Origin of the sequence: Nonomuraea sp. KM90 (genome assembly GCF_052246675.1) — a bacterium.
In the GTDB taxonomy this organism is placed as follows: Bacteria; Actinomycetota; Actinomycetes; order Streptosporangiales; family Streptosporangiaceae; genus Nonomuraea.
On sequence record NZ_JBQQCB010000004.1, the window covers coordinates 165,045 to 183,422 of the forward strand.

Annotated in this window: 23 protein-coding genes; 10 read left to right on the forward strand and 13 right to left on the reverse strand. The window is 70.5% G+C overall.

The features are described 5' to 3' along the window. Positions 1 to 14: 14 nt before the first annotated feature. From ACTWPW_RS07035 to ACTWPW_RS07065, 7 genes are all read right to left on the reverse strand, one after another. Positions 15 to 389, reverse strand: a complete 375-nt coding sequence (locus tag ACTWPW_RS07035) for a DUF742 domain-containing protein (RefSeq protein ID WP_443168224.1) — start codon at positions 387 to 389, stop codon at positions 15 to 17. Beyond that, positions 386 to 2,659, reverse strand: a complete 2,274-nt coding sequence (locus ACTWPW_RS07040; protein ID WP_443168225.1) for a sensor histidine kinase — start codon at positions 2,657 to 2,659, stop codon at positions 386 to 388. Before ACTWPW_RS07040 ends, ACTWPW_RS07035 begins: the two co-directional genes overlap by 4 nt. A gap of 56 nt (positions 2,660 to 2,715) precedes the next feature. Beyond that, positions 2,716 to 3,390 (reverse strand): DUF998 domain-containing protein, encoded by a 675-nt coding sequence (locus ACTWPW_RS07045; protein ID WP_443168226.1) that lies wholly within the window; start codon positions 3,388 to 3,390, stop codon positions 2,716 to 2,718. A gap of 210 nt (positions 3,391 to 3,600) precedes the next feature. Beyond that, complete coding sequence (locus ACTWPW_RS07050; protein ID WP_443168227.1) at positions 3,601 to 5,016, reverse strand: xylulokinase; 1,416 nt, start codon at positions 5,014 to 5,016, stop codon at positions 3,601 to 3,603. Next, positions 5,013 to 6,158, reverse strand: a complete 1,146-nt coding sequence (gene xylA, locus ACTWPW_RS07055; RefSeq protein ID WP_375117346.1) for a xylose isomerase — start codon at positions 6,156 to 6,158, stop codon at positions 5,013 to 5,015. Before xylA ends, ACTWPW_RS07050 begins: the two co-directional genes overlap by 4 nt. Before the next feature lie 43 nt (positions 6,159 to 6,201). Continuing rightward, positions 6,202 to 6,390, reverse strand: coding sequence for a hypothetical protein (locus tag ACTWPW_RS07060; RefSeq protein ID WP_043619667.1), 189 nt, complete (start codon positions 6,388 to 6,390; stop codon positions 6,202 to 6,204). A gap of 60 nt (positions 6,391 to 6,450) precedes the next feature. Continuing rightward, positions 6,451 to 6,900, reverse strand: a complete 450-nt coding sequence (locus ACTWPW_RS07065) for a MarR family winged helix-turn-helix transcriptional regulator (RefSeq protein ID WP_375117347.1) — start codon at positions 6,898 to 6,900, stop codon at positions 6,451 to 6,453. 62 nt (positions 6,901 to 6,962) lie between these two features. Between ACTWPW_RS07065 and ACTWPW_RS07070 the strand changes: the two genes are divergently transcribed. After that, on the forward strand, positions 6,963 to 7,472 hold the full coding sequence (locus tag ACTWPW_RS07070; protein ID WP_375117348.1) for a VOC family protein: 510 nt from the start codon (positions 6,963 to 6,965) through the stop codon (positions 7,470 to 7,472). Between the two features lie 89 nt (positions 7,473 to 7,561). Further along, positions 7,562 to 7,783: a hypothetical protein gene (locus ACTWPW_RS07075; protein WP_375117349.1), complete on the forward strand. Its 222-nt coding sequence runs from the start codon at positions 7,562 to 7,564 to the stop codon at positions 7,781 to 7,783. A 159-nt stretch (positions 7,784 to 7,942) separates the two neighbouring features. Here the strand turns inward: ACTWPW_RS07075 and ACTWPW_RS07080 are convergent, their stop codons facing one another. Next, entirely contained in the window at positions 7,943 to 9,223 is a 1,281-nt protein-coding gene (locus ACTWPW_RS07080) for a TIGR04013 family B12-binding domain/radical SAM domain-containing protein (protein ID WP_375117350.1), read from the reverse strand. 15 nt (positions 9,224 to 9,238) lie between these two features. Further along, positions 9,239 to 9,817: an NADPH-dependent FMN reductase gene (locus tag ACTWPW_RS07085; protein WP_375117351.1), complete on the reverse strand. Its 579-nt coding sequence runs from the start codon at positions 9,815 to 9,817 to the stop codon at positions 9,239 to 9,241. An 84-nt stretch (positions 9,818 to 9,901) separates the two neighbouring features. Between ACTWPW_RS07085 and ACTWPW_RS07090 the strand changes: the two genes are divergently transcribed. The 3 genes from ACTWPW_RS07090 (at position 9,902) to ACTWPW_RS07100 (ending at position 11,981) form a co-directional block, all read left to right on the forward strand. Continuing rightward, positions 9,902 to 10,234, forward strand: coding sequence for a winged helix-turn-helix transcriptional regulator (locus tag ACTWPW_RS07090; RefSeq protein WP_364111170.1), 333 nt, complete (start codon positions 9,902 to 9,904; stop codon positions 10,232 to 10,234). A gap of 27 nt (positions 10,235 to 10,261) precedes the next feature. After that, the gene (locus ACTWPW_RS07095; protein ID WP_375117352.1) at positions 10,262 to 10,714 is read left to right on the forward strand and encodes a MarR family winged helix-turn-helix transcriptional regulator; all 453 of its coding nucleotides are present in this window, start codon (positions 10,262 to 10,264) and stop codon (positions 10,712 to 10,714) included. Between the two features lie 115 nt (positions 10,715 to 10,829). Beyond that, positions 10,830 to 11,981: an MFS transporter gene (locus ACTWPW_RS07100; protein ID WP_443168228.1), complete on the forward strand. Its 1,152-nt coding sequence runs from the start codon at positions 10,830 to 10,832 to the stop codon at positions 11,979 to 11,981. On the opposite strand, the gene ACTWPW_RS07105 is transcribed toward ACTWPW_RS07100, so the two are convergent. Then, complete coding sequence (locus tag ACTWPW_RS07105; RefSeq protein ID WP_443168229.1) at positions 11,975 to 12,439, reverse strand: hypothetical protein; 465 nt, start codon at positions 12,437 to 12,439, stop codon at positions 11,975 to 11,977. The two genes, ACTWPW_RS07100 and ACTWPW_RS07105, sit on opposite strands and share 7 nt — an antisense overlap. A 183-nt stretch (positions 12,440 to 12,622) precedes the next feature. On the opposite strand from ACTWPW_RS07105, the gene ACTWPW_RS07110 reads away from it, so the two are divergent. The 3 genes from ACTWPW_RS07110 to ACTWPW_RS07120 all read left to right on the forward strand — a co-directional run bounded on the left by ACTWPW_RS07110 (position 12,623) and on the right by ACTWPW_RS07120 (position 14,632). Then, positions 12,623 to 13,747 (forward strand): S1 family peptidase, encoded by a 1,125-nt coding sequence (locus ACTWPW_RS07110; protein WP_375117355.1) that lies wholly within the window; start codon positions 12,623 to 12,625, stop codon positions 13,745 to 13,747. Positions 13,748 to 13,880: 133 nt separating this feature from the next. Next, entirely contained in the window at positions 13,881 to 14,258 is a 378-nt protein-coding gene (locus tag ACTWPW_RS07115) for a VOC family protein (protein WP_364111180.1), read from the forward strand. A 2-nt stretch (positions 14,259 to 14,260) separates the two neighbouring features. Further along, positions 14,261 to 14,632 (forward strand): VOC family protein, encoded by a 372-nt coding sequence (locus ACTWPW_RS07120; RefSeq protein WP_364111182.1) that lies wholly within the window; start codon positions 14,261 to 14,263, stop codon positions 14,630 to 14,632. 75 nt (positions 14,633 to 14,707) lie between these two features. Here the strand turns inward: ACTWPW_RS07120 and ACTWPW_RS07125 are convergent, their stop codons facing one another. Then, on the reverse strand, positions 14,708 to 15,481 hold the full coding sequence (locus ACTWPW_RS07125; protein ID WP_443168230.1) for a helix-turn-helix domain-containing protein: 774 nt from the start codon (positions 15,479 to 15,481) through the stop codon (positions 14,708 to 14,710). A 145-nt stretch (positions 15,482 to 15,626) separates the two neighbouring features. On the opposite strand from ACTWPW_RS07125, the gene ACTWPW_RS07130 reads away from it, so the two are divergent. Then, entirely contained in the window at positions 15,627 to 16,184 is a 558-nt protein-coding gene (locus ACTWPW_RS07130; RefSeq protein ID WP_443168231.1) for a hypothetical protein, read from the forward strand. A gap of 40 nt (positions 16,185 to 16,224) precedes the next feature. Here ACTWPW_RS07130 and ACTWPW_RS07135 read toward each other — a convergent pair whose 3' ends face one another. After that, positions 16,225 to 17,169, reverse strand: a complete 945-nt coding sequence (locus ACTWPW_RS07135) for a hypothetical protein (protein WP_443168232.1) — start codon at positions 17,167 to 17,169, stop codon at positions 16,225 to 16,227. Between the two features lie 83 nt (positions 17,170 to 17,252). Here ACTWPW_RS07135 and ACTWPW_RS07140 point away from each other — a divergent pair, with 83 nt between their 5' ends. Continuing rightward, the gene (locus tag ACTWPW_RS07140; RefSeq protein WP_443168233.1) at positions 17,253 to 17,684 is read left to right on the forward strand and encodes a DUF6086 family protein; all 432 of its coding nucleotides are present in this window, start codon (positions 17,253 to 17,255) and stop codon (positions 17,682 to 17,684) included. Positions 17,685 to 17,940: 256 nt separating this feature from the next. Here the strand turns inward: ACTWPW_RS07140 and ACTWPW_RS07145 are convergent, their stop codons facing one another. After that, positions 17,941 to 18,378 carry a hypothetical protein gene (locus ACTWPW_RS07145; RefSeq protein ID WP_443168234.1) on the reverse strand — a complete coding sequence of 146 codons (438 nt, stop codon included), beginning with the start codon at positions 18,376 to 18,378 and terminating at the stop codon, positions 17,941 to 17,943.

The following is an 18,378-nucleotide window of genomic DNA, read 5'->3' on the forward strand; positions in this document are numbered from 1 at the left end:
GCCCGCAGGCCGTTCTAGAGGGCCCGCAGGCCGTTGATCACCTCGCGGAGCAGACTCTCCGACGGGGTGGCGGCCTTGCCGTGCGACTGGCGCACGGTCACCAGGTCGTGTTCGAGCAGGTCCCCCAGCAGCACCCGTACGACGCCGATGGGCAGGCCGAGATCCGAGGCGACCTCGGCGACGGGCTTGGACCGCCCCGCCACGCTGCTCAGCAGCCGCCGGTGCGGCACGCTCAGCTCGGCCTTGGCCGGGGCGGGCAACCCCGTCGAGACGACGGTCGCCAGCAGGTCGACCTCGGAGGAGGCCGACCTGGTGCGTCCGCGTGCGACCGCGTACGGCCGCACGACGGGCCCCGCCTCCTCGTCAACCCACTCGTGCTCGCGGCTCACGATTGAGATCCCCCATCCTGATCACTTTCCTGCCGCCCGCGCTGCCAGCCGGACTGGAGCGAGGAGAGCAGCGCCCTGGTCTCCTCGGGCGAACGCTCCTCGGCCGGTGACACGGGAGGCGGCGCCTGCTTGAGCCGCTGCGGCAGGCCGGCCTGCCGTTCCCGCTGCGGCAGACCCGTGGGCCGGTCCCGCTGGGGCAGGCCCTGGGTCCGCTCGCGGCGCGGGAGCTGCTGCTGCGGCGTCGGGTCGTCCTGTTGCAGGGCCGGCTGCGGCACGTTCCCGTTGGCGGGGGCCCGCTTGCTGGTACGGACCCGGCGCGGCAGCTCGCCCGGCCCCGTGGTGTCCGTCCGGACGACCGACACCGAGACGGACTCGAACTCCAGCGGCTGCACCGGGGTCGCCAGCGGCTCGACCAGCGTCGCCGGGATGAGCACGATCGCGGTCGTGCCGCCGTACGGGGAGGGTTTGAGCGTCACCCTGACGCCGTGCCTGGCCGCGAGCATGCCGACCACCGCGAACCCCAGCCGCTCCGTCTGCGAGGGGTCGAACTCCGGCGGGCTGGCCAGGCGCTCGTTGATGGCCCGGCGCGTCTCCTCGTCCATGCCCAGGCCGCGGTCCTCGACCTCGACGGCGAAGCCCCGGCCGACCATCTCGCCGTGCACGGCCACCTCGTTGCTGGGCGAGGAGAAGGTGGTGGCGTTCTCGATGAGCTCGGCGAACAGGTGCATGAGGTCGGCCACCGCCGACCCGGAGACGCCGCACTCGGGCATCGGGTAGACGCGGACCCGCGTGTACTCCTCCACCTGGGCGGCCGCGCCGCTCAGCACGTCCTCCATCGGGATGACGCCGCGCCACCTGCGGCCCGCCGCACCGCCCGAGAGCAGCACCAGGCCCTCGGCGTGGCGGCGCATGCGGGTGGTCAGGTGGTCGAGCTTGAACAGTCGCTCCAGCGCCTCCGGCTCCTCCGTCTGGCGCTGCATCTCGTCGAGCAGCTTGAGCTGGCGCTGCAGCAGCGACTGGCTGCGCCGGGCCAGGTTCCGCAGCGCCTCGGAGACGCCCTCGCGCAGCCTGGCCTGCTCGACGGCCGCGTCCACGGCCGTGCTCTGCACGCTGTCGAACGCCGCCGCCAGGTCGCTGACCTCGCTGGTCGACTTCTGGCTGACCGTGATGGGCGGGGCCTCGGCCGCGATGTCCACGCTCTCGCCCTTGCGCAGCTTGGCCACCACGTCCGGCAGCCTGATCTCCGCCAGGTCCAGCGCGGTACGGCGCAGCGCCCCCATCTCGCGGGTGAGCCGGCGGCCGACCCTGATCGAGACGACGACGGAGAACACGACCGCGATCAGGCCGAGCGCGCCGGCCACGGCGGCCCGTACCACGATGCCCACGCCCGCCGGCTCCATCCGGGCCAGCAGCTTGTCACCGGTGCGCCAGATGGCCTCGCGGTACTCCGTCTGCACCTGCTCGGCGATGCCCCGCCAGAGGTCCACGTCCAGCGGCTGACCGCTGATGTAGCCCTCCAGGAGGTTCTCCATGGTGATGTAGCGCGGGGAGTAGAACAGCTTCTCGAACGGGGCCCGCAGCTCGGTGTCGAGGTTGGCCAGGGCCTTGGGGAAGAGGTACGTCCGGGTGCCGTCGATGCCGGCCAGCAGGTGGACGTCGTGCATGCTCGCCCGGCCGTTCGAGGCGATGATCAGGGCGTGCTCGCGGGCCAGCAGCTCGCGCACCTCGTCGGCGGCGATCAGGCCCTGCGACTGCAGCGCCAGCTCCAGGTCGGTGCTGACCGTCATGCGGGAGTACAGGAGGTGGATTTCGTCGGCGATCTTCGCGTACTCGGTGACGAGGCCGCCCGGGGTGAGCCGGCGCTGGTCCACCTTCTGCCTGATGCCGGGGAGCCGGTCGATCGCCTCGAAGACCGTCTGGAGCTGCGTCTTCATGTCCTGGGTGAGCGCCGACTGGGTGTCCTCGGCCAGCGCCCGCTGCCGCAGCGTCTTGTTGTTGGTGTCCACCTTGGCCCGGGCCTTGGCCAGCGCCTCGGGGTCCTTCACCGCGCCCGCGATCAGTTCGGCGGAGGCCAGGCGCTCGGTCTGCAGGTTGCCGATGAGGCCGTCGGTGTGGTTGATCACACCGGTCCAGATGGTCTCGACCTTGAGCAGGTTGAGAGCCTCCCCCGACGTGGTGCTCGCGGCGAAGCCCCAGAGAGCCACCAGGGAGATCAAGGGGATGACGAGCAGCGTCGAGATCTTGAATCTGATGGATCTGCCCGATGCCATGACACCTGCTCCCGGATAGAAGATCGCGGGAGAGAATAGCACCGAAACAGATGGTTTTAAGATCGACTAGCGATAAATCTGTGATATGTCGGGAAATTTACGGCTGGCGAGGCGCTCCGCCGCCACGCCACCCGCACCAGCCATACCGCCAGCACTCCCAGCAAGGCCACCTCGGCACCCAGGAGCACCCGCTCGACGAGCCCGATCAGCACCCGCTCGCCCGGCATGGCCACGTACGTGATCGCCAGCAGCCCGAACCCGCCCGCCAGCGCCACCCACTCCACGACCCGCGCCACGGGCTTCCAGGCGGCGTCCGCGGCCAGCCTCGGGACCAGCAGCGCGCCGGCGGCCGGGAGGCTCACGAAGGCGGCGATGGAGACGTACCGGTGGATCTGGGCCGTCAGGTCCAGGTCGTGACCGATGGGTGTGGTCGGGATCACCGCGGCGAGCACCAGGGCGCCCGACCACACCATCAGCAACCGCTCCGGCATCCCCCGTACGGGCGCCCCCGCGGCCCGCAGCCCCGCCAGCAACGCCAGCGACCCGATGCCCAGCACCGCCATCGCGACCTCCGTGACGCCCCCGCGGTCGGACACGGCGTACTCGCTGATGGTGACGTTCATGGGGTCGAGGTAGGGGTCGGGGCCGAACTGGCCCACCACCACGGCGACCACCGAGAACAGGATCGAGGCGCAGGCGATCAGGGGGTAGAGCCTCTTTGCTGCGGTCATGGCATCACTCTCGCGCCCGCGGGGGGTCTCCCACATCCGGCCCCGGCCCCGACCCAACCCTGAGCCACCCCTGAGCCGTGGGCCGCCACCCGGGGTCACCCGAGTCGCCGCGCGCGGACTGACCCGCCGAAAAGGCGCACCTCCGCCGGAAAAGCCGCACCCCCGAAGGCGGATCAGGGCCCTCGGGGGTGCGTCAGGGGATCAGGGGTCTCAGTCGAGGACGTGCCCCGTGGCGCGGGCGTAGCGCTCGCGGATCCCCGGGACCGCCTCGCCGTCGTAGGTCGACGTGTCCTCGGAGCGCCAGTCGGGCGTGGCCACCAGGGTCGCCGCCTGGTACGCGGCCCCGTCGGCGACGTACTCGGCGGGCGGGGGCACCGCGATCGAGACGCCGAAGATCGTCGGAGCGATGCGGCGCACCGCCTCCGAGCGGGCCGCCCCGCCGATCAGCAGCACCCGCTCCGGCCGCAGGGCCAGCGCGTCCAGCGCGTCGGCCAGGCCGCACAACATGCCCTCGATGGCCGCCCGCGCCAGGTGGGCCGGGGTCGAGGTGGCCAGGGTCAGCCCGTGGAGGGAACCGGTCGCCGTCGGCCGGTTGGGCGTGCGCTCCCCCTCCAGGTACGGCACCAGCGTCAGCCCGTCGGCCCCCGCGGGCGCCTGGAGGGCCAGGTCGCTCAGCTCGTCGAGCCCGACCCCGGCGATCCGGGCGGCGGCGTCCATGACGCGGGCGGCGTTGAGCGTGCACACCAGCGGCAGGAAGCGCCCCGTCGCGTCGGCGAAGCCGGCGACCAGGCCCGCGGGGTCGGCGCTGGGCGTCTCCGCGACCGCGAACACGGTGCCGGACGTCCCGAGCGACACCACCACGTCACCCGGCCGGGCCCCGACGCCGAGCGCGGCGGCCATGTTGTCGCCCGTGCCGGGCCCGATCAGCATCGCGCCCGCCGTGACGCCCTCCGCCGGACCCAGCACCCGGGGCAGCAGCGGGACCGTGCCGAAGGCGGCCTTGAGCAGGTCGGTACGGTAGGCGCCGGTCGCCGGCGACCAGTAACCCGTGCCCGAGGCGTCACCCCGGTCCGTGACCAGCTCGTCGAGGCCGGGCACCGGCGCGCCCTCCCAGGCCGTCACCCCGAAGGGCACCCCGGAGGCCAGCGCCCCCCGCAGCCGCCAGGTGAGCCAGTCGTGCGGCAGGCAGACCGCCGCGGTGCGCCGGGCGTTGTCCGGCTCGTGCTCGGCCAGCCAGCGCAGCTTGGTCACGGTGAACGAGGCCACCGGCACCGAGCCCACACCCTCGGCCCACGCCTGCGGCCCGCCCAGCTCCGCCGTCAGGTCGGTGGCGGCCTGCGCGGAACGGGTGTCGTTCCACAGCAGGGCATCGCGTACGACATTTCCGGACTCGTCGAGGCAGACCATGCCGTGCTGCTGACCGCCCACGCTGATGGCGGCCACGCCGTCCAGCCCGCCGGCCTCCTCGATGGCTTGCAGCAACGCGGTCCACCAGTGGGACGGGTGCACCTCGGTGCCCGCGGGGTGCGCCGCGCGGCCCTGCCGCACCAGCTCACCCGTCTTCGCGTCACGAACGACGACCTTGCAACTCTGCGTGGAGGAATCGACCCCAGCGACCAGCGTCACCCACGAACTCCTAACAAGTGCTCCAGCGCAAGCTGGTTCAGATGGGTGAAATGGTATCCGCGTCCGGCGGCCACCTCGGGATCGAAGTCGTCCCCGGCGAGATCGGCCAGGGTCTCGCCGCGGTTGAGGGTGGGCAGCGCGAGCTCCTCGACCCGGGAGGCACGCAGCGCCTCCCGGACCTCCGGATCAGCCCGGAAATTTCGGGCCTTATCCCGAAGTATCAGGTATGTCCGCATATTGGCGGCGGCCGAAACCCACACGTCCGAGGGGTCCTCCGTGCGCAGGGGCTTGTAGTCGAAGTGCCGCGGCCCGTCGTATCCGCCGTGTTCCAGCAGGTCGACCAGGAAGAACGCGCTCATCACGTCACCGTGGCCGAACACCAGGTCCTGGTCGAAGCGCGGCCCGTGCTGGCCGTTGAGGTCGATGTGGAACAGCTTGCCGTGCCACAGCGCCTGGGCGATGCCGTGCACGAAGTTGAGCCCGGCCATCTGCTCGTGGCCCACCTCGGGGTTGAGGCCGACCATCTCCGGATGCTCCAGCTCGCCGATGAACGCCAGCGCGTGGCCGATGGTCGGCAGCAGGATGTCGCCGCGGGGCTCGTTCGGCTTGGGCTCGATGGCGAAGCGGATGGCGTAGCCGCGCTCGCGCACGTAGCCGCAGAGCAGGTCGAGGGCCTCCTTGTAGCGCCCGAGCGCGGAGCGTACGTCCTTGGCCGCGTCCGACTCGGCCCCCTCGCGGCCGCCCCAGCAGACGTAGGTGGAGGCGCCCAGCGAGGCGGCCAGGTCGAGGTTGCGCGTGACCTTGCGCAGGGCGTATCGCCGCACGTCACGGTCGTTGCTGGTGAAGGCGCCGTCGCGGAAGACGGGATGCGTGAACAGGTTCGTGGTGGCCATGGGCACTTTCAGCCCAGTTTCGGCAAGCGCTTTCCGGAAGGCCGCGATCGCCCGGTCGCGGTCGGGTTCGACGGCCAGCAGGTCGTCGTCGTGGAAGGTGACGCCGTAGGCCCCCAGCTCGGCCAGGCGATGCACGCTCTCGACGGGATCAAGGGGCGCCCGAGCGGCGTCCCCGAACGGATCGCGCGCCTGCCAGCCGACCGTCCACAGACCGAACGTGAATCGATCGTCAGGGGTTGGCTCGTACATGGTTCGATGCTCCCCTGGCGATCAGTTGTTCACAAGCACTTGTTCACAAGCCCGAGGGATCGCGCCCCACGCTGATCTCCTCCGCGATCTTGCGGATCTCCGCCACCTCGAGGCCGGGAGCCTTGGGCAGGTGGCGCAGCAACGCGTCCATCACCACGGGCACCGGCTGGCCGGCGAACCGGCCCGCAATCCCGTGAACCGCCCTGAACAGCGCCTCTTCGGTGTCGTGCATCGGCCTCTCCTCGGTCGGGTACCCGGAGAACGCTACGGCCTCGGCACGACAGTTTGCGCGCTAACCCTCCAGCGTGTTCCTGACCGCCGAGCAAATCTCGGCCAACCGCCGCACCTGCTCCGGTGTGAGGACGTCGAACAGGCTCCGCCGTACCTCCTCGACGTGCCCGGGGGCGGCGGCGGCCAGCGCGGCGTACCCCTCGCCGGTGAGCACGGCGAAATTGCTGCGGCGGTCGGAGGGGCAGGGCTCGCGGCGTACCCATCCGCGCTCCTCCAGGCGGTTCACGGCGTGCGAGAGGCGGCTCTGGGAGCTCTGGGCCCGGGCGGCCAGCTCGTTCATCCGCATCGCGCGTCCGGGCGCCTCGGAGAGGGCCACCAGGATCATGTAGTACGCGTGGGGCATGCCCGCGTCCCGCTGCAGCTGGCGGTCGAGCGCCTCGTTGATGAGCTGGGTCGCGGCCAGGAAGCTCCGCCAGGCGTGCTGTTCGTCCTCATCCAGCCATCGGGTCACTCTCCCAATTTAGTTGAACTCTCATATACTTAGTGCCGAGAGACAGTCGAGAGGGGCGAACCATGCCGGTCCAGAGGCTCAATCACGCGGTTCTTTACGTCCGCGACGTGGAGCGCAGTGTCGCCTTCTACCGGGAGGCCCTGGGCTTCGAGGTGGTCATGGGCATGCGCGGCGCCGCCTTCCTGCAGGCCCCGGGCTCGACCAACGACCATGACCTGGGCCTGTTCCAGATCGGCCCGGACGCGGCCCCGTCCCCGGCCGGCCGCACGTCCGTCGGCCTCTACCACCTGGCGTGGGAGGTCGACACCCTCGACGAGCTGGAGCGCGTGCAGGCCAAGCTGACCGAGCTGGGCGCGCTGGTCGGCGCCTCCGACCACAGCACGACCAAGGCGCTGTACGCGCGTGACCCGGACGGGCTGGAGTTCGAGGTTTCGTGGCTGGTGCCGGCCTCGCTGCTCACCGACGAGATCCTCGCCGGCCGCAGCAGCATCCGTCCCCTCGACCTGAACGCCGACAAGCAGCGGTACGGCGCACAGACCCGAGGCGGCGTGGGCGTGTCCATCCCCGCCTGAAGTACCGTGGTCTTATCGACCCCTCCCGCCACGGAGGACTCCACGGCTGACTTCCACGGAGAACGGTCATGCCAAGCGACCCTGACCACGTGCTCGACGCCATCGACGGCGTCGTCGACGAGTGGGAGACACTGAGCGCGGACGCCATGCGCTGGGCGCCTCCCGAAAGCAAGAGTCCCGATTTCATGACCGAGATGACCGAGATCTTCGGTCCGCTCGTCAACGCGTTCTCGCAGGCGCTGCGCCCGGTTAGCGACGCCTTCGACCGCGTAATGTCCTCGATGGAGGAACGCGACGACCACCGCGACTGACCCGCCTCTTCCACCCGTCCCCACGCCTTCCTTCGAGGGAGCGGCGGTGGGGCCCACGCGCTCCCGCTCGGGCGTGCGCCCGAGCAGGACGCCGCCGCTCAAGCGGGGGCGCGGGATCGTGGGCCCGCCAGGCGGCGGGTCACTCAACCCGCCGAGGACCTAGGTGGTGCGGCGGCGGGGGGTCCGGCGGGGGTAGGCCTTGGCCGTCTCCGCCAGCCGCGCGGCGTGCTCGGCCTGCTTGCGCCAGTGCCCGTAGGCGTCACCCCGCTGGGCCAGCCGGTCGAGCTCGCTCATCGTCGCCAGCGGGATGAACGCGGGCTCGGCATCGCGCCACGGCGTGCCGGGCAGCGGCATGAACGTGTGGGTGTGGATGCGGGCCCCCAGGTCGGCCAGGTCGCCGGCGAGCTCCAGCGACAGCGCCTGGTCCGCCTCCGACTCCCCGGGCATGCCGAAGATGAAGTCGACGTTCGGCCGGAACCCGTGCTCGACCGCGATCCGCACGGCATCGCGTACGGGTGAGGTGTCGTGGCCCCGCCCCGAGGCCGCCAGCACCCGGTCGGACCCCGACTGGGCACCGATGATCAGGTTGTCGTTGGCCACGTAACGCTTGAGCAGCCGCATGGCCTCGGGCGTGACGTGCTCCGGCCGCACCTCGGAGGGGAAGCTGCCGAAGAAGACCCGCCCGTGCGGCGGCAGCTCCTCCTTGACCCCGGCCAGCAGCTCCTCCACCGCGTCCAGGTCGGGATCGGGCCCGGGGGAGCCGTAGGAGAGCGAGGTCGGCGTGATGAACCGCACGTCGCGCAGCCCTCTGGCCACCATGCCGCGCACGTGCTCGCGCACGCCGGCGACCGAGCGGTGCCGGAACTGGCCGCCGAACATGAACGGCGTCTGGCAGAAGCGGCACGTGTAGCGGCAGCCACGGGTGATCTCGATCGGCCCGTTCCTGCCCACGAACGAGGGGAACGCGTCGAGCGGGAGCTGCGGCGCCGGCCGGGTGCGCAGCGCGACGCCGTCGGCGTCCTTGATCGCCAGACCGGGGACCGAGGCCGGCGGCTCGTCCCCCTGCAGCGCCCGGACGAGGGAGATGATCGTGGACTCGCCCTCACCGATGCCCGCCAGGTCCCAGCCGGCGTCGATGACCTGCTGCGGCTCGGCGGTGGCGTGCACGCCGCCCGCGATGTGCAGCCCGCGCCCGCCGCTCAGCGACCTCACCGTGGCCAGCTCGGCGGCCATGGCCTCGGCGTCGGGCGAGTAGAACGACCAGAGCACCAGCACCCGGTCGGCGTCACTGGCCAGGATGTGCTCGGCGGTCTCCTCCGGGGTGGTGCCGAGCCGCAGCTCGTGCTCGACCCCGGCGGTCTCCAAGGCGGCGAGCAGCGCGTGCACGCCGTACGTCACCGCCTTGCGATATCGGACCACCACGCTCACTGCCAGTGCCACGTCCGGCAGCGTAGCTCAGCCTTCCGACAGCCGCATCGTGCGCAGCGGGCCCGTGAGCTTGGCCAGCTCGGCGAGCATGGCGTCGGCGCCGGCGTCCATCGCGTCGTTGTGGCGCAACGTGCCGTCCTCGCCCAGCAGCTCCCACACGAACGGGATGTGCACCGCCTCCAGCACCGGGACCATCTTCAGCGTGCTGACCACCTGGCGCAGGCCGTTGGCGGCGCGGGTGCCGCCGGAGACCCCGCCGTAGCTGACGAACCCGGCCGGCTTGTGCTGCCACTCGTAGTGCAGGAAGTCCAGGGCGTTCTTGAGCACGCCGGAGAAGCTGTGGTTGTACTCGGGCGTCACGAACACGTACGCGTCCGCCCGGTCCACGAGCGCGCTCCACTCCTTGGTGTGCGCGTTCACGTACTGCTTCTGCCTGGGGTGGTGGGGCTCGTCGAGGAACGGCAGGTTCACCTCCGCCAGGTCGACCAGCTCCACCTCGTACGCGCCCGAGTCCACGGCCCGGCCGTGGAACCAGTCGGCGACCGCGCGCCCGGTGCGACCCTGGCGGGTGCTTCCGACGATGACCTGCAGAACGGGCTTGTCCATGACTGCTCCTAGAGATCTCGTGAGTAGAGCAACTCAACTTTATTGAGTAGCTCAATATTTCTTATCACACGCTAGGATGTCCTCATGAGCCTGGACCAGGTGTGCACCCGCTTCCACACCGCCTTGGAGCTGATCGGCGCCCGCTGGTCAGGCGCCGTGATCCAGATGATCTTCACGGGCGCTCACCGCTACGCCGACCTCAAGTCGGCCATCCCCGGCATCAACGACACGATGCTGGCCAGGCGCCTGCGCGAGCTGGAGTCCGCCGGTCTCATCGAGCGGCGGGTGCTGCCCACGTCGCCGGTGCGCGTCGAATACCACCTGACCGAGATGGGCAAGGAGCTGCGCCCGGTGCTGGACGAGCTGATGGCCTGGTCGCACAAGTGGATCCCGCTGCCCGACGCCGAGTCCGCCTGATTCGACAGCGCTGTTACATTGGTCTCCGTGATCGGACTGGGGACTTTGATGCGTCACGTCCACGAGCTGATGGACGGCGCCGTCGCCGGCGTCTACACCGAGCACGGCCTGCCCGAATACCGGCCCCGCTTCTCCCCCGTCGTGCGGACGCTGGTCGAGGAGGGGCCGATGGCCATCCGCGACCTGGCCAGGGCGATCGGCGTGACCCACTCGGCGGCCAGCCAGACCGTGGTCCAGATGCGCTCCGCCGGATTCGTCACGCTGGAGAAGGGCGCCGACGCCCGCCACCGCATCGTGCACCTCACCGACCGGGCCCGCGCCGCGCTCCCCCTGGTCGAGGCCGAGTGGGCGGCCACCGAGCGGGCCGTGGCGGAGCTGGACGCCGAGCTGCCGGTGCCGCTGGAGCAGGTGATGACGGCCGCGCTGCGCGCGCTGGAGCGCCGTGATTTCCGCGAGCGCATCGGGGACATCTCCGTCTAGAATCGCTCACATGACCTGGCGACATTGATCCATAACCAGGGGCCGGCGCGGGACGCGCGGGCCTCCGGGGCGACCACAGCCCCCGGAGTCCCTACTCGTCCCCCTGGAAGGCCTCATGCTCGTCGCATCGCTGTACGTCTACGCGTTCCTCAGCGAATTCATCCTGATCTACCCGGTCTACACCCTGCTGTTCGCCGACACCGGGATGTCCGTCGCCCAGACGTCCTCCCTGTTCGTCATCTGGTCCCTCACGGGAATGGTGCTGGAGGTGCCCTCCGGCGCCTGGGCCGACACCGTGTCTCGGCGGCTGCTGCTGTGCCTCGGCCCGCTGCTGGCCGGGCTGGGCTTCGCCCTGTGGGTGCTCTTTCCCTCTTACTGGGCGTTCGCGGCCGGGTTCGTGCTGTGGGGCGCGGCGGAGGCGCTCGGCTCGGGCTCGTACGAGGCCCTGGCGTACGAGGAGCTGGAGCGGCGCGGCCAGGCGGGCCGGTACGCGGGCGTCATGGGCCGGGCCACCTCGCTCGGCCTGGCCGGCGCCGCGTCGGCGATCGGCGTGGCCGTACCCGTCTTCGGGGCCGGCGGCTACCCCGCCGTGGGCGTGGCCAGCGTGCTCGCCTGCGTCCTCTGCGCGGCCACGGCCCTGACGCTCCCCGAGCACAGGTCCCGCGGCGACGCCGGTGACCGGCGTTACCTGGCGGTGCTGATGGAGGGCATCACCCTGGCCCGCGCGGATCGGGGCGTGCTGCGCGCGGTCCTGCTGGTGTCGTTCGTGACGGCGATCTGGGGGGCGCTGGAGGAGTACGTGCCGTTCCTCGGAACCGAGACGGGCGTGCCCAAGGCCGCCATCCCGCTGGTCGTCCTCCTGGTCTGGGTCGGCGCCACGGCGGGCGGCCTGCTGGCGGGGCCCGCCGAGCGCATGCCGGTCCGCGCGTACGCCCTGATGCTCGCGCTGGCCGCGCTGGCCATGGCCGCGGGGGCGATGGGCGGGCACCCGGCCGGGTTCGTGCTGATCGCCCTGGCCTTCGGGGCGTTCCAGCTGGCCGGGGTGCTGGCCGACGTACGCCTCCAGGAGCGGATCACGGGGCCGGCGCGGGCCACCGTGACCTCGGTCGCCGGTCTGGGCACGAACGTGGTGACGCTCGGCGTCTACGCCGCGTACGGGGCGGCTTCGCCGTACGCGTCGCACGGGGTGACGTTCGCGCTCCTGACGCTCCCGTACATGCTCGTCGCCCTCCTGACGGCTCGGTCGCGGGTGCCCGCGGGTCAGTAGCGGGACGGGATCCGCCTGGGCAGCGGTGGCGGCGGCGGGTCCGCCGGAGCCTCCTCCTCGGGTGGCTGCGGCGGCTCCGCCCGTACGGCGCCCCGCCAGCGGGAGGGGAAGGCCGAGGCGGCCAGCAGCACGCATCCCGCGACCAGGGCCCAGGTCTCGGCCAGCTCCGCGTACGCCCGCGCGTACCCGGCCGGCATCAGGGCGGGCGCCACCACCCCCGGCACCCGCGCCAGCGCCGCCGCGGCCAGCCCCGCGAGGACCAGGCCCGGCACCAGCGACGCGATCGGCGAGATCCGCGACCCCGCCAGCAGGCCGGCGACGACCATGGTGGCCGCGAGCACGCCCACGGCGACCCATCCGCCGCCCAGGCTCGCATAGTAGAGAAATCCCGCCGCGATCAGCGGCGTGGCCAGCAATCCCGTGCCGGCGCCGAGCAAATGACGAACACCATTGCGCACAGAGAACACCTCCAGCAACGGGACCTTACCTACCTATCTGGGCCTTCGCCTTAAAGGCGGCAAATTCCATATTCAGGGCCATGGCCAAAAAGCCCCCATAACACCGAAATAGAGCCTGTTTGGTATCTAAGCAGGACTCGAAGCAACCGTTAGCTTGACAGCACCCCCACCCGAGGAGTGCACATGTTGAGTAAACGCTGTGCGCTGACAGGCGCGATCATCCTCGCCGCCTGCCTGGCCACCCCCCTCAGCCCAGCAGCAGCTGACCCGGCACCTCAATCCGCCTCCCCCGCACCACCCGCGATGATCGACGCGCTCGAACGCGACCTCGGCCTCTCCGAGGCACAGGTCGTCGCCCGCCTGGCGAACGAGGAGCGCGCCATGGCCGTCGAGTCGAACCTGACCACCGCACTGGGCGGTTCGTACGGCGGCGCCTGGCTGAACGCCGACGCCTCCAAGCTCATGGTCGCCACCACGGACCCGGCGACCGCCCCCACCATCGAGGCGCAGGGCGCGCAGCCCGTCGTCGTAGCGCGCTCGCTGGCCCAGCTCAACGGCGTCATGACGCAGCTCGACCAGGCCCCGAGGCGGGCCAAGGCCGCGGCCGCCCTCTGGTACGTCGACGTGACGACCAACACCGTCTCCGTCCAGGCGCCCACCGTCGAGGCCGCCGAGGCCCTCGCCGCCGCCGCGGGCGTGGACAGGAGCGCGGTCACCGTGTCGGCGACGGCCGAGCGGCCGACGACGTTCATCAACATCATCGGCGGCGCGGCGTACTACATCGGCTCCAGCCGCTGCAGCGTCGGCTTCGCCGTCACCCGCGGCACCACCCCCGGCTTCACCACCGCGGGCCACTGCGGCCGGACCGGCTCCAGGACCACCAACCCGACGGGCACCTTCCAGGGCTCGTCCTTCCCGGGCAACGACTACGCCTGGGTCGCCGCTCCCGGCAACACCGCCACCCCGTACGTACGCGGCTCCGGCGGCGCGAACGTGACCGTCCGCGGCTCCACCCAGGCCTCGGTCGGCTCGTCCATCTGCCGCTCCGGTTCGACCACCGGCTGGCGTTGCGGCACCATCCAGCAGCACAACGCCAGCGTCACCTACCCGCAGGGCACGGTCAGCGGCCTGACCAGGACCAGCGCGTGCGCACAGCCCGGCGACTCCGGCGGCTCGTTCATCTCGGGCAGCCAGGCGCAGGGCATGACCTCCGGTGGCTCGGGCAACTGCTCCATCGGCGGCACCACGTACCACCAGCCGGTCAATGAGGCCTTGAGCGTGTACGGGCTCACCCTCCGTACCGGCTGATCCACCTGAAGACGGCGCGGCGTGCCCTTCCCCGGGCGCGCCGCGCTTTCCCTATTTTGGGAGCTGTGCCGATGACTTCTCGGGGGCCGGCCGGTCTGTACATCGACCCGTCAGAAAGAGAAGGGACCTCGCCATGAAGAGACCCGTTCTGGGCAGCCTGCTGCTGTCCAGCACCGACCCCGACCGGCTGCGCTCCTGGTACGTCTCCTCGCTCGACCCGGAGGAGAACACCGACGTCAACGGATACCGGGTGCTGAAGTTCGGGGAGTTCTTCCTGTTCATCGACTCGCGGGCGGACGTGGCCGACAAGAACCCGGAGCCCGGCAGGATGATCCTCAACTTCGACGTGGAGGACGCCCGGGCCGTCACGGCACGCATGGAGCAGGCCGGCGCGCAGTGGCTGGCCGAGCTCGAGGACCGCGACGGCAGCCTGTTCGCCACGGCGATCGACCCGGACGGCAACTACGTCCAGATCATTCAGCTCAGCGAGGAACACCGCAAGGGGATGTAGAGATGCTCGGCACGACCAAGGCGTTCAGCGGATTCTCGGTCAACGACACCGGGGCCGCGAAGAAGTTCTACGGCGAGACCCTGGGGATCCGGGTCACGGAGGAGAACGGGCTCCTGACGCTGCACCTCGGGGGCGGCACGGAGGTGCTGGCCTACCCGAAGGGGGACGGCCACGTACCGGCCACCTTCACGATCCTCAACTTCCCCGTCGAGGACATCGACAAGGCGGTCGACGAGCTGACGGCCCGGGGGGTGCGGTTCGAACGCTATGAGGGCCTCGGCCAGGACGAGCGCGGCGTGGCCCGCGGCGAGGGCCCACCGATCGCCTGGTTCACCGACCCGGCCGGGAACATCCTGTCGATCCTGCAGCTCTAGGGCGCTCCAGGACCGCGGGGACGTGAGGGAGTGGGCGCACACCACCGCGCTCCTCCCCTACCTCCCCCTGACTTTTCAATCTGATGCCTTGGGCCGCTCGACGATCGGCGTGCTCGCCCGAAGCGCTCCCACCCCGCTCAGCGCCTGGCCGTCGGCGTCCTTCCACACCTCGAAGTGGTGGTTTCCCGGCGGGACCCGCTCCCACCGGTGGTGCTGCCAGGAGCCGCACGTGAACCGCACCGCCTCGCCCTCCGGCCGCAGGGCGATCCAGTACGGGGCCGCGCTCCGCGGGCAGGCCAGGTCGGCCCAGATCTCGATGCTTCCCTCGGCCGTCTGGGACCAGGTGCGGGAGGTGAGGCGCGTGGACATGCGGTCGATCCGCCAGGGGAACCCCGTACCCCTCTCCGGAGGCTCGGGACTGGTGGTCGAGACGGAGACGGCGGACGGCTCGGAACCGGACGGCCGTAACAGCACAACCGCGAGAACCACGACGCCCGCCACGACGATCACCACCGTCACCGCGCCGAGGACGATCCAGCGCCGCCGCGGGCGCCGTACCGGCCCGTTCGGAGTCTGCCGCTCGGGCATCTCCTCGGTGAGCCCCCGCCACCGCTCCTCCCACGGACCGGGATCGGCCCCGCAGGCCGTGACGTAGGCCCGGACGAAGTCCAGCGGAGGCGGCTCGTCCGGGTTCAGCCGTCTCGACACCGTGCTCGAGTGGTACCCCATCCGGGTGCCGATCTCCTGCAACGACATCGCGCCCCGCAGGCGCCGCAGGTCGTCGACGAAACCGGCTGACGGCCCGGAGCGCCGATCGATCGGGCGATCTCTGCGTCCACCGCGTGCCACAGCATCCTCCGCCGGCGTCGGGGATTGTTGCGGTTGTTGCAGCCATTAATGCGCAACGTCCGTGCCTGTTCAAGGCCATCGGGGCGCCGTGACCCTCGGAGGCGGAGCATCCGCTCCCCGTCTCGTCCCACGATGAGGAGGCACCATGAACAGCGCCATCGGCACCCTGGCCGCCCTGTCCGCCGCGGCCACCCTGAGCCCCCTGCTCGCCACGCCCGCCGCCAACGCCGCCGCACCTGCCCCGGCCACCGTGGTGACGCAGGCGCCTGCCGCTTCGGCCGCATCAGCGGCTGTGGCGACCGCGGCCACTTCGGCCGCTTCAGCGGCTGTGGCGACCGCGGCCACTTCGGCGGCTGCGGGCACTGGGGGCGCTGCGGGCGCTGCGGCCACTGCGGGCGCTTCCGCCTGCCGCCTGGCCGCCAACATCTACCGGCGCGGCAACACCCGCTACCAGATCGGCGCCGGCGCGTCCGGCTGCGGACGCGGCCTCTACGCGATCACCTGCCGCCCGCTGCACCGCCACGGCTTCCCGCTCCCGCGCTGGCACCAGCACGGGATCTACAGCAAGCACCAGAACAACGCGATCCTGTTCCTGACCGCGCGCATCCGCGGCACCAACGGCGACCACTACAAGGCCAAGTGCTGGTTCTACCGCGACAACCGGCTCCTCGGTACCCGGACCACCCACACCATCGAACTCTGACGGCTCAGGGGAGGCGGCCCAGCCGCGGGGCGCCTCCCCGCTATTGGATGGCCAGACGGTAGCCATGTTCGCTGAACCGGGGGCAGACGAAGATGTACAGGGATGCGTACCGGCCGAGTTGGAGCGTGGTGGGTTCGAGCGCCTCCCAGCATTCGGGCGTGGCGGATCGGAGGTGGCGATCTTCCAGGGGCCGCCATCGGGGTTCGCTACCGCCGTCCCATTCGCTGCTGTCCAGTTGGAGCAGCGGCTCGGTCTCGGTGCCGCAGACCTCGCAGGGGAGCTCGTACATGTCGGTGAGGTGCCAGGACTCCCAGCCACCGATCTTGCAGCCCGGCGCGATGGACAGCAGGTACTGGTAGTCGGCCTCGGTCTCCTCATCCCATTTGTCGAGAGCCGCTTCGAGCTCCTCGGGTAGTTCTTCGGGATAGGGAAATTCAGTGACCCGTTCGAGGTGCAGCACGCAGGGGCGCGGTAGGTAATAGTCCTTGCTCAGCTCGGCCGCCGGAGCGTCAGGAGGGCTGGCCGCCGTGTCGTGGGGTCGCATGGGCGGCTCGGCGAGGACGTCGGTGAGGTCCGAGGTGGTACGCCAGACCAGCAGCGGAAAGGGCACGGGATTGCCGTCCACGATGTGATCATTGGGGCACCACAGCACCTGGAGCAGATCCGTGCCCTCGGGAAAGGGGATCTCGGGGATGTCGCGCGCGTAGAACTGGGCGACGCCGACCATGGGTATCGGACTCTCCGGCGTTCGGTCCCGGGGACCTCCCGGGGTCTCATCGGTGTAGGGGATGTTCACGGAGACTGTCCGGTCGCACACCGGCCACGGCTCCGCGGCCGGCCAGATCAGCGGCCCTCCGATGTGGCTGTCGTGCATGCTCGGGTTCCCCGGTCGCGGATGCAGGCGTACGGCCGTCCTGGCGTACGCGCCCAGTTCGGGGAACAGCTGGGTGACGTCGACCGGCGGGCTGGAGGTGGTGCGGACCATGACCATGGAGCCTAGATCGGCGACACCTCCACAAGAAAGGTCGAATCGCCCCGACCCCGCCCGACGAAACTAGCCTTCGTCCGATGAGCCAATATTTCCGAATCGGTGACCAGGTCCTCTGGAATCCATCGAACGGCGTCGCCCGCCTGTTCATGCGATCAGCGGAGGCACTCGCCCCCGAAACGGGACTGCCGACGGGTCTCGGCCCCATGGAGAGCGACGAATGCGAGATCGACCTGACCGCCTTCACCGCCTTCGTCGGGGCCCTCATCGACCGCTACGAGCGTACGAACCACCCGATCCTGCACTCACTCATGGACGGCTTCATAGCGACGGCCCTGGTGCTCGTGGAGCGCGCCGGAGCGGAACTTCCCCCACCCGGCGCGGACGACGGCAGTCGGCGGGACATACAGGCGAGCAAGGAGTCAACCTGGCCACCAGGCGGCGGCCACGTACGCGACGCCGAGCGATGGGCGGCCCTTTCGGCCCGACACGCTCGGGCGATGCCCCGCTGAGAGGAAGTGCCCCCACATAGCTCAGGTCGCCGACCGAAACTGGCCGAGTGTCATCCAGTTGCCCTCGGGCAAGCGGGTCATCAAGGCAGGGCCGGATCGGGACGATGACGACGACCTGGGCTGGGAGGTACGCGAGGCGGTCGTACTGTTCGACTCCGCCATTCCCGGTGGCGAGCGGGAGTGCGGCAATGGCCTCATCGATCGCATGCCCGACGCATGCTCAACTTCATCAAGTGCGAGAGTCGAGCATCATTGATCAGGTCAGTTTCAGGAGGTGAGCGGTGGGACTGTAATCTATCTTCCAGTCTGCGTATACACCTAGGCTTCCGTCACTAATGCAGCGCAAGCCAATGCTGACCCAGCGCACTTCACCGTCGTTGCGGAAGGCGAACCCGACTGCCACAGCGAACTCCGCGCCCCCACATGGGCAGGCACATTCACCGAGATCGGCCTCATCCACGTAGTCGGCGCTGTCTGCAACATAGGAGGCATCCCCGCATGCGACGCAGACCCGTTGTACACAACCTTCAACGTCATCGGCCATGACGTTGAAGTGCTTTCCAGTGCATCGGGCGCACACTGCCTCACTCACTCGCTGGACGGCGTAGCCACCCGGTTGGTGCTCGCGGAGAAGGTCGGCGAGATCCTCGAAGTTATCACCCCGCCAGAGATGGCCTGACGTATTGATCGCCAT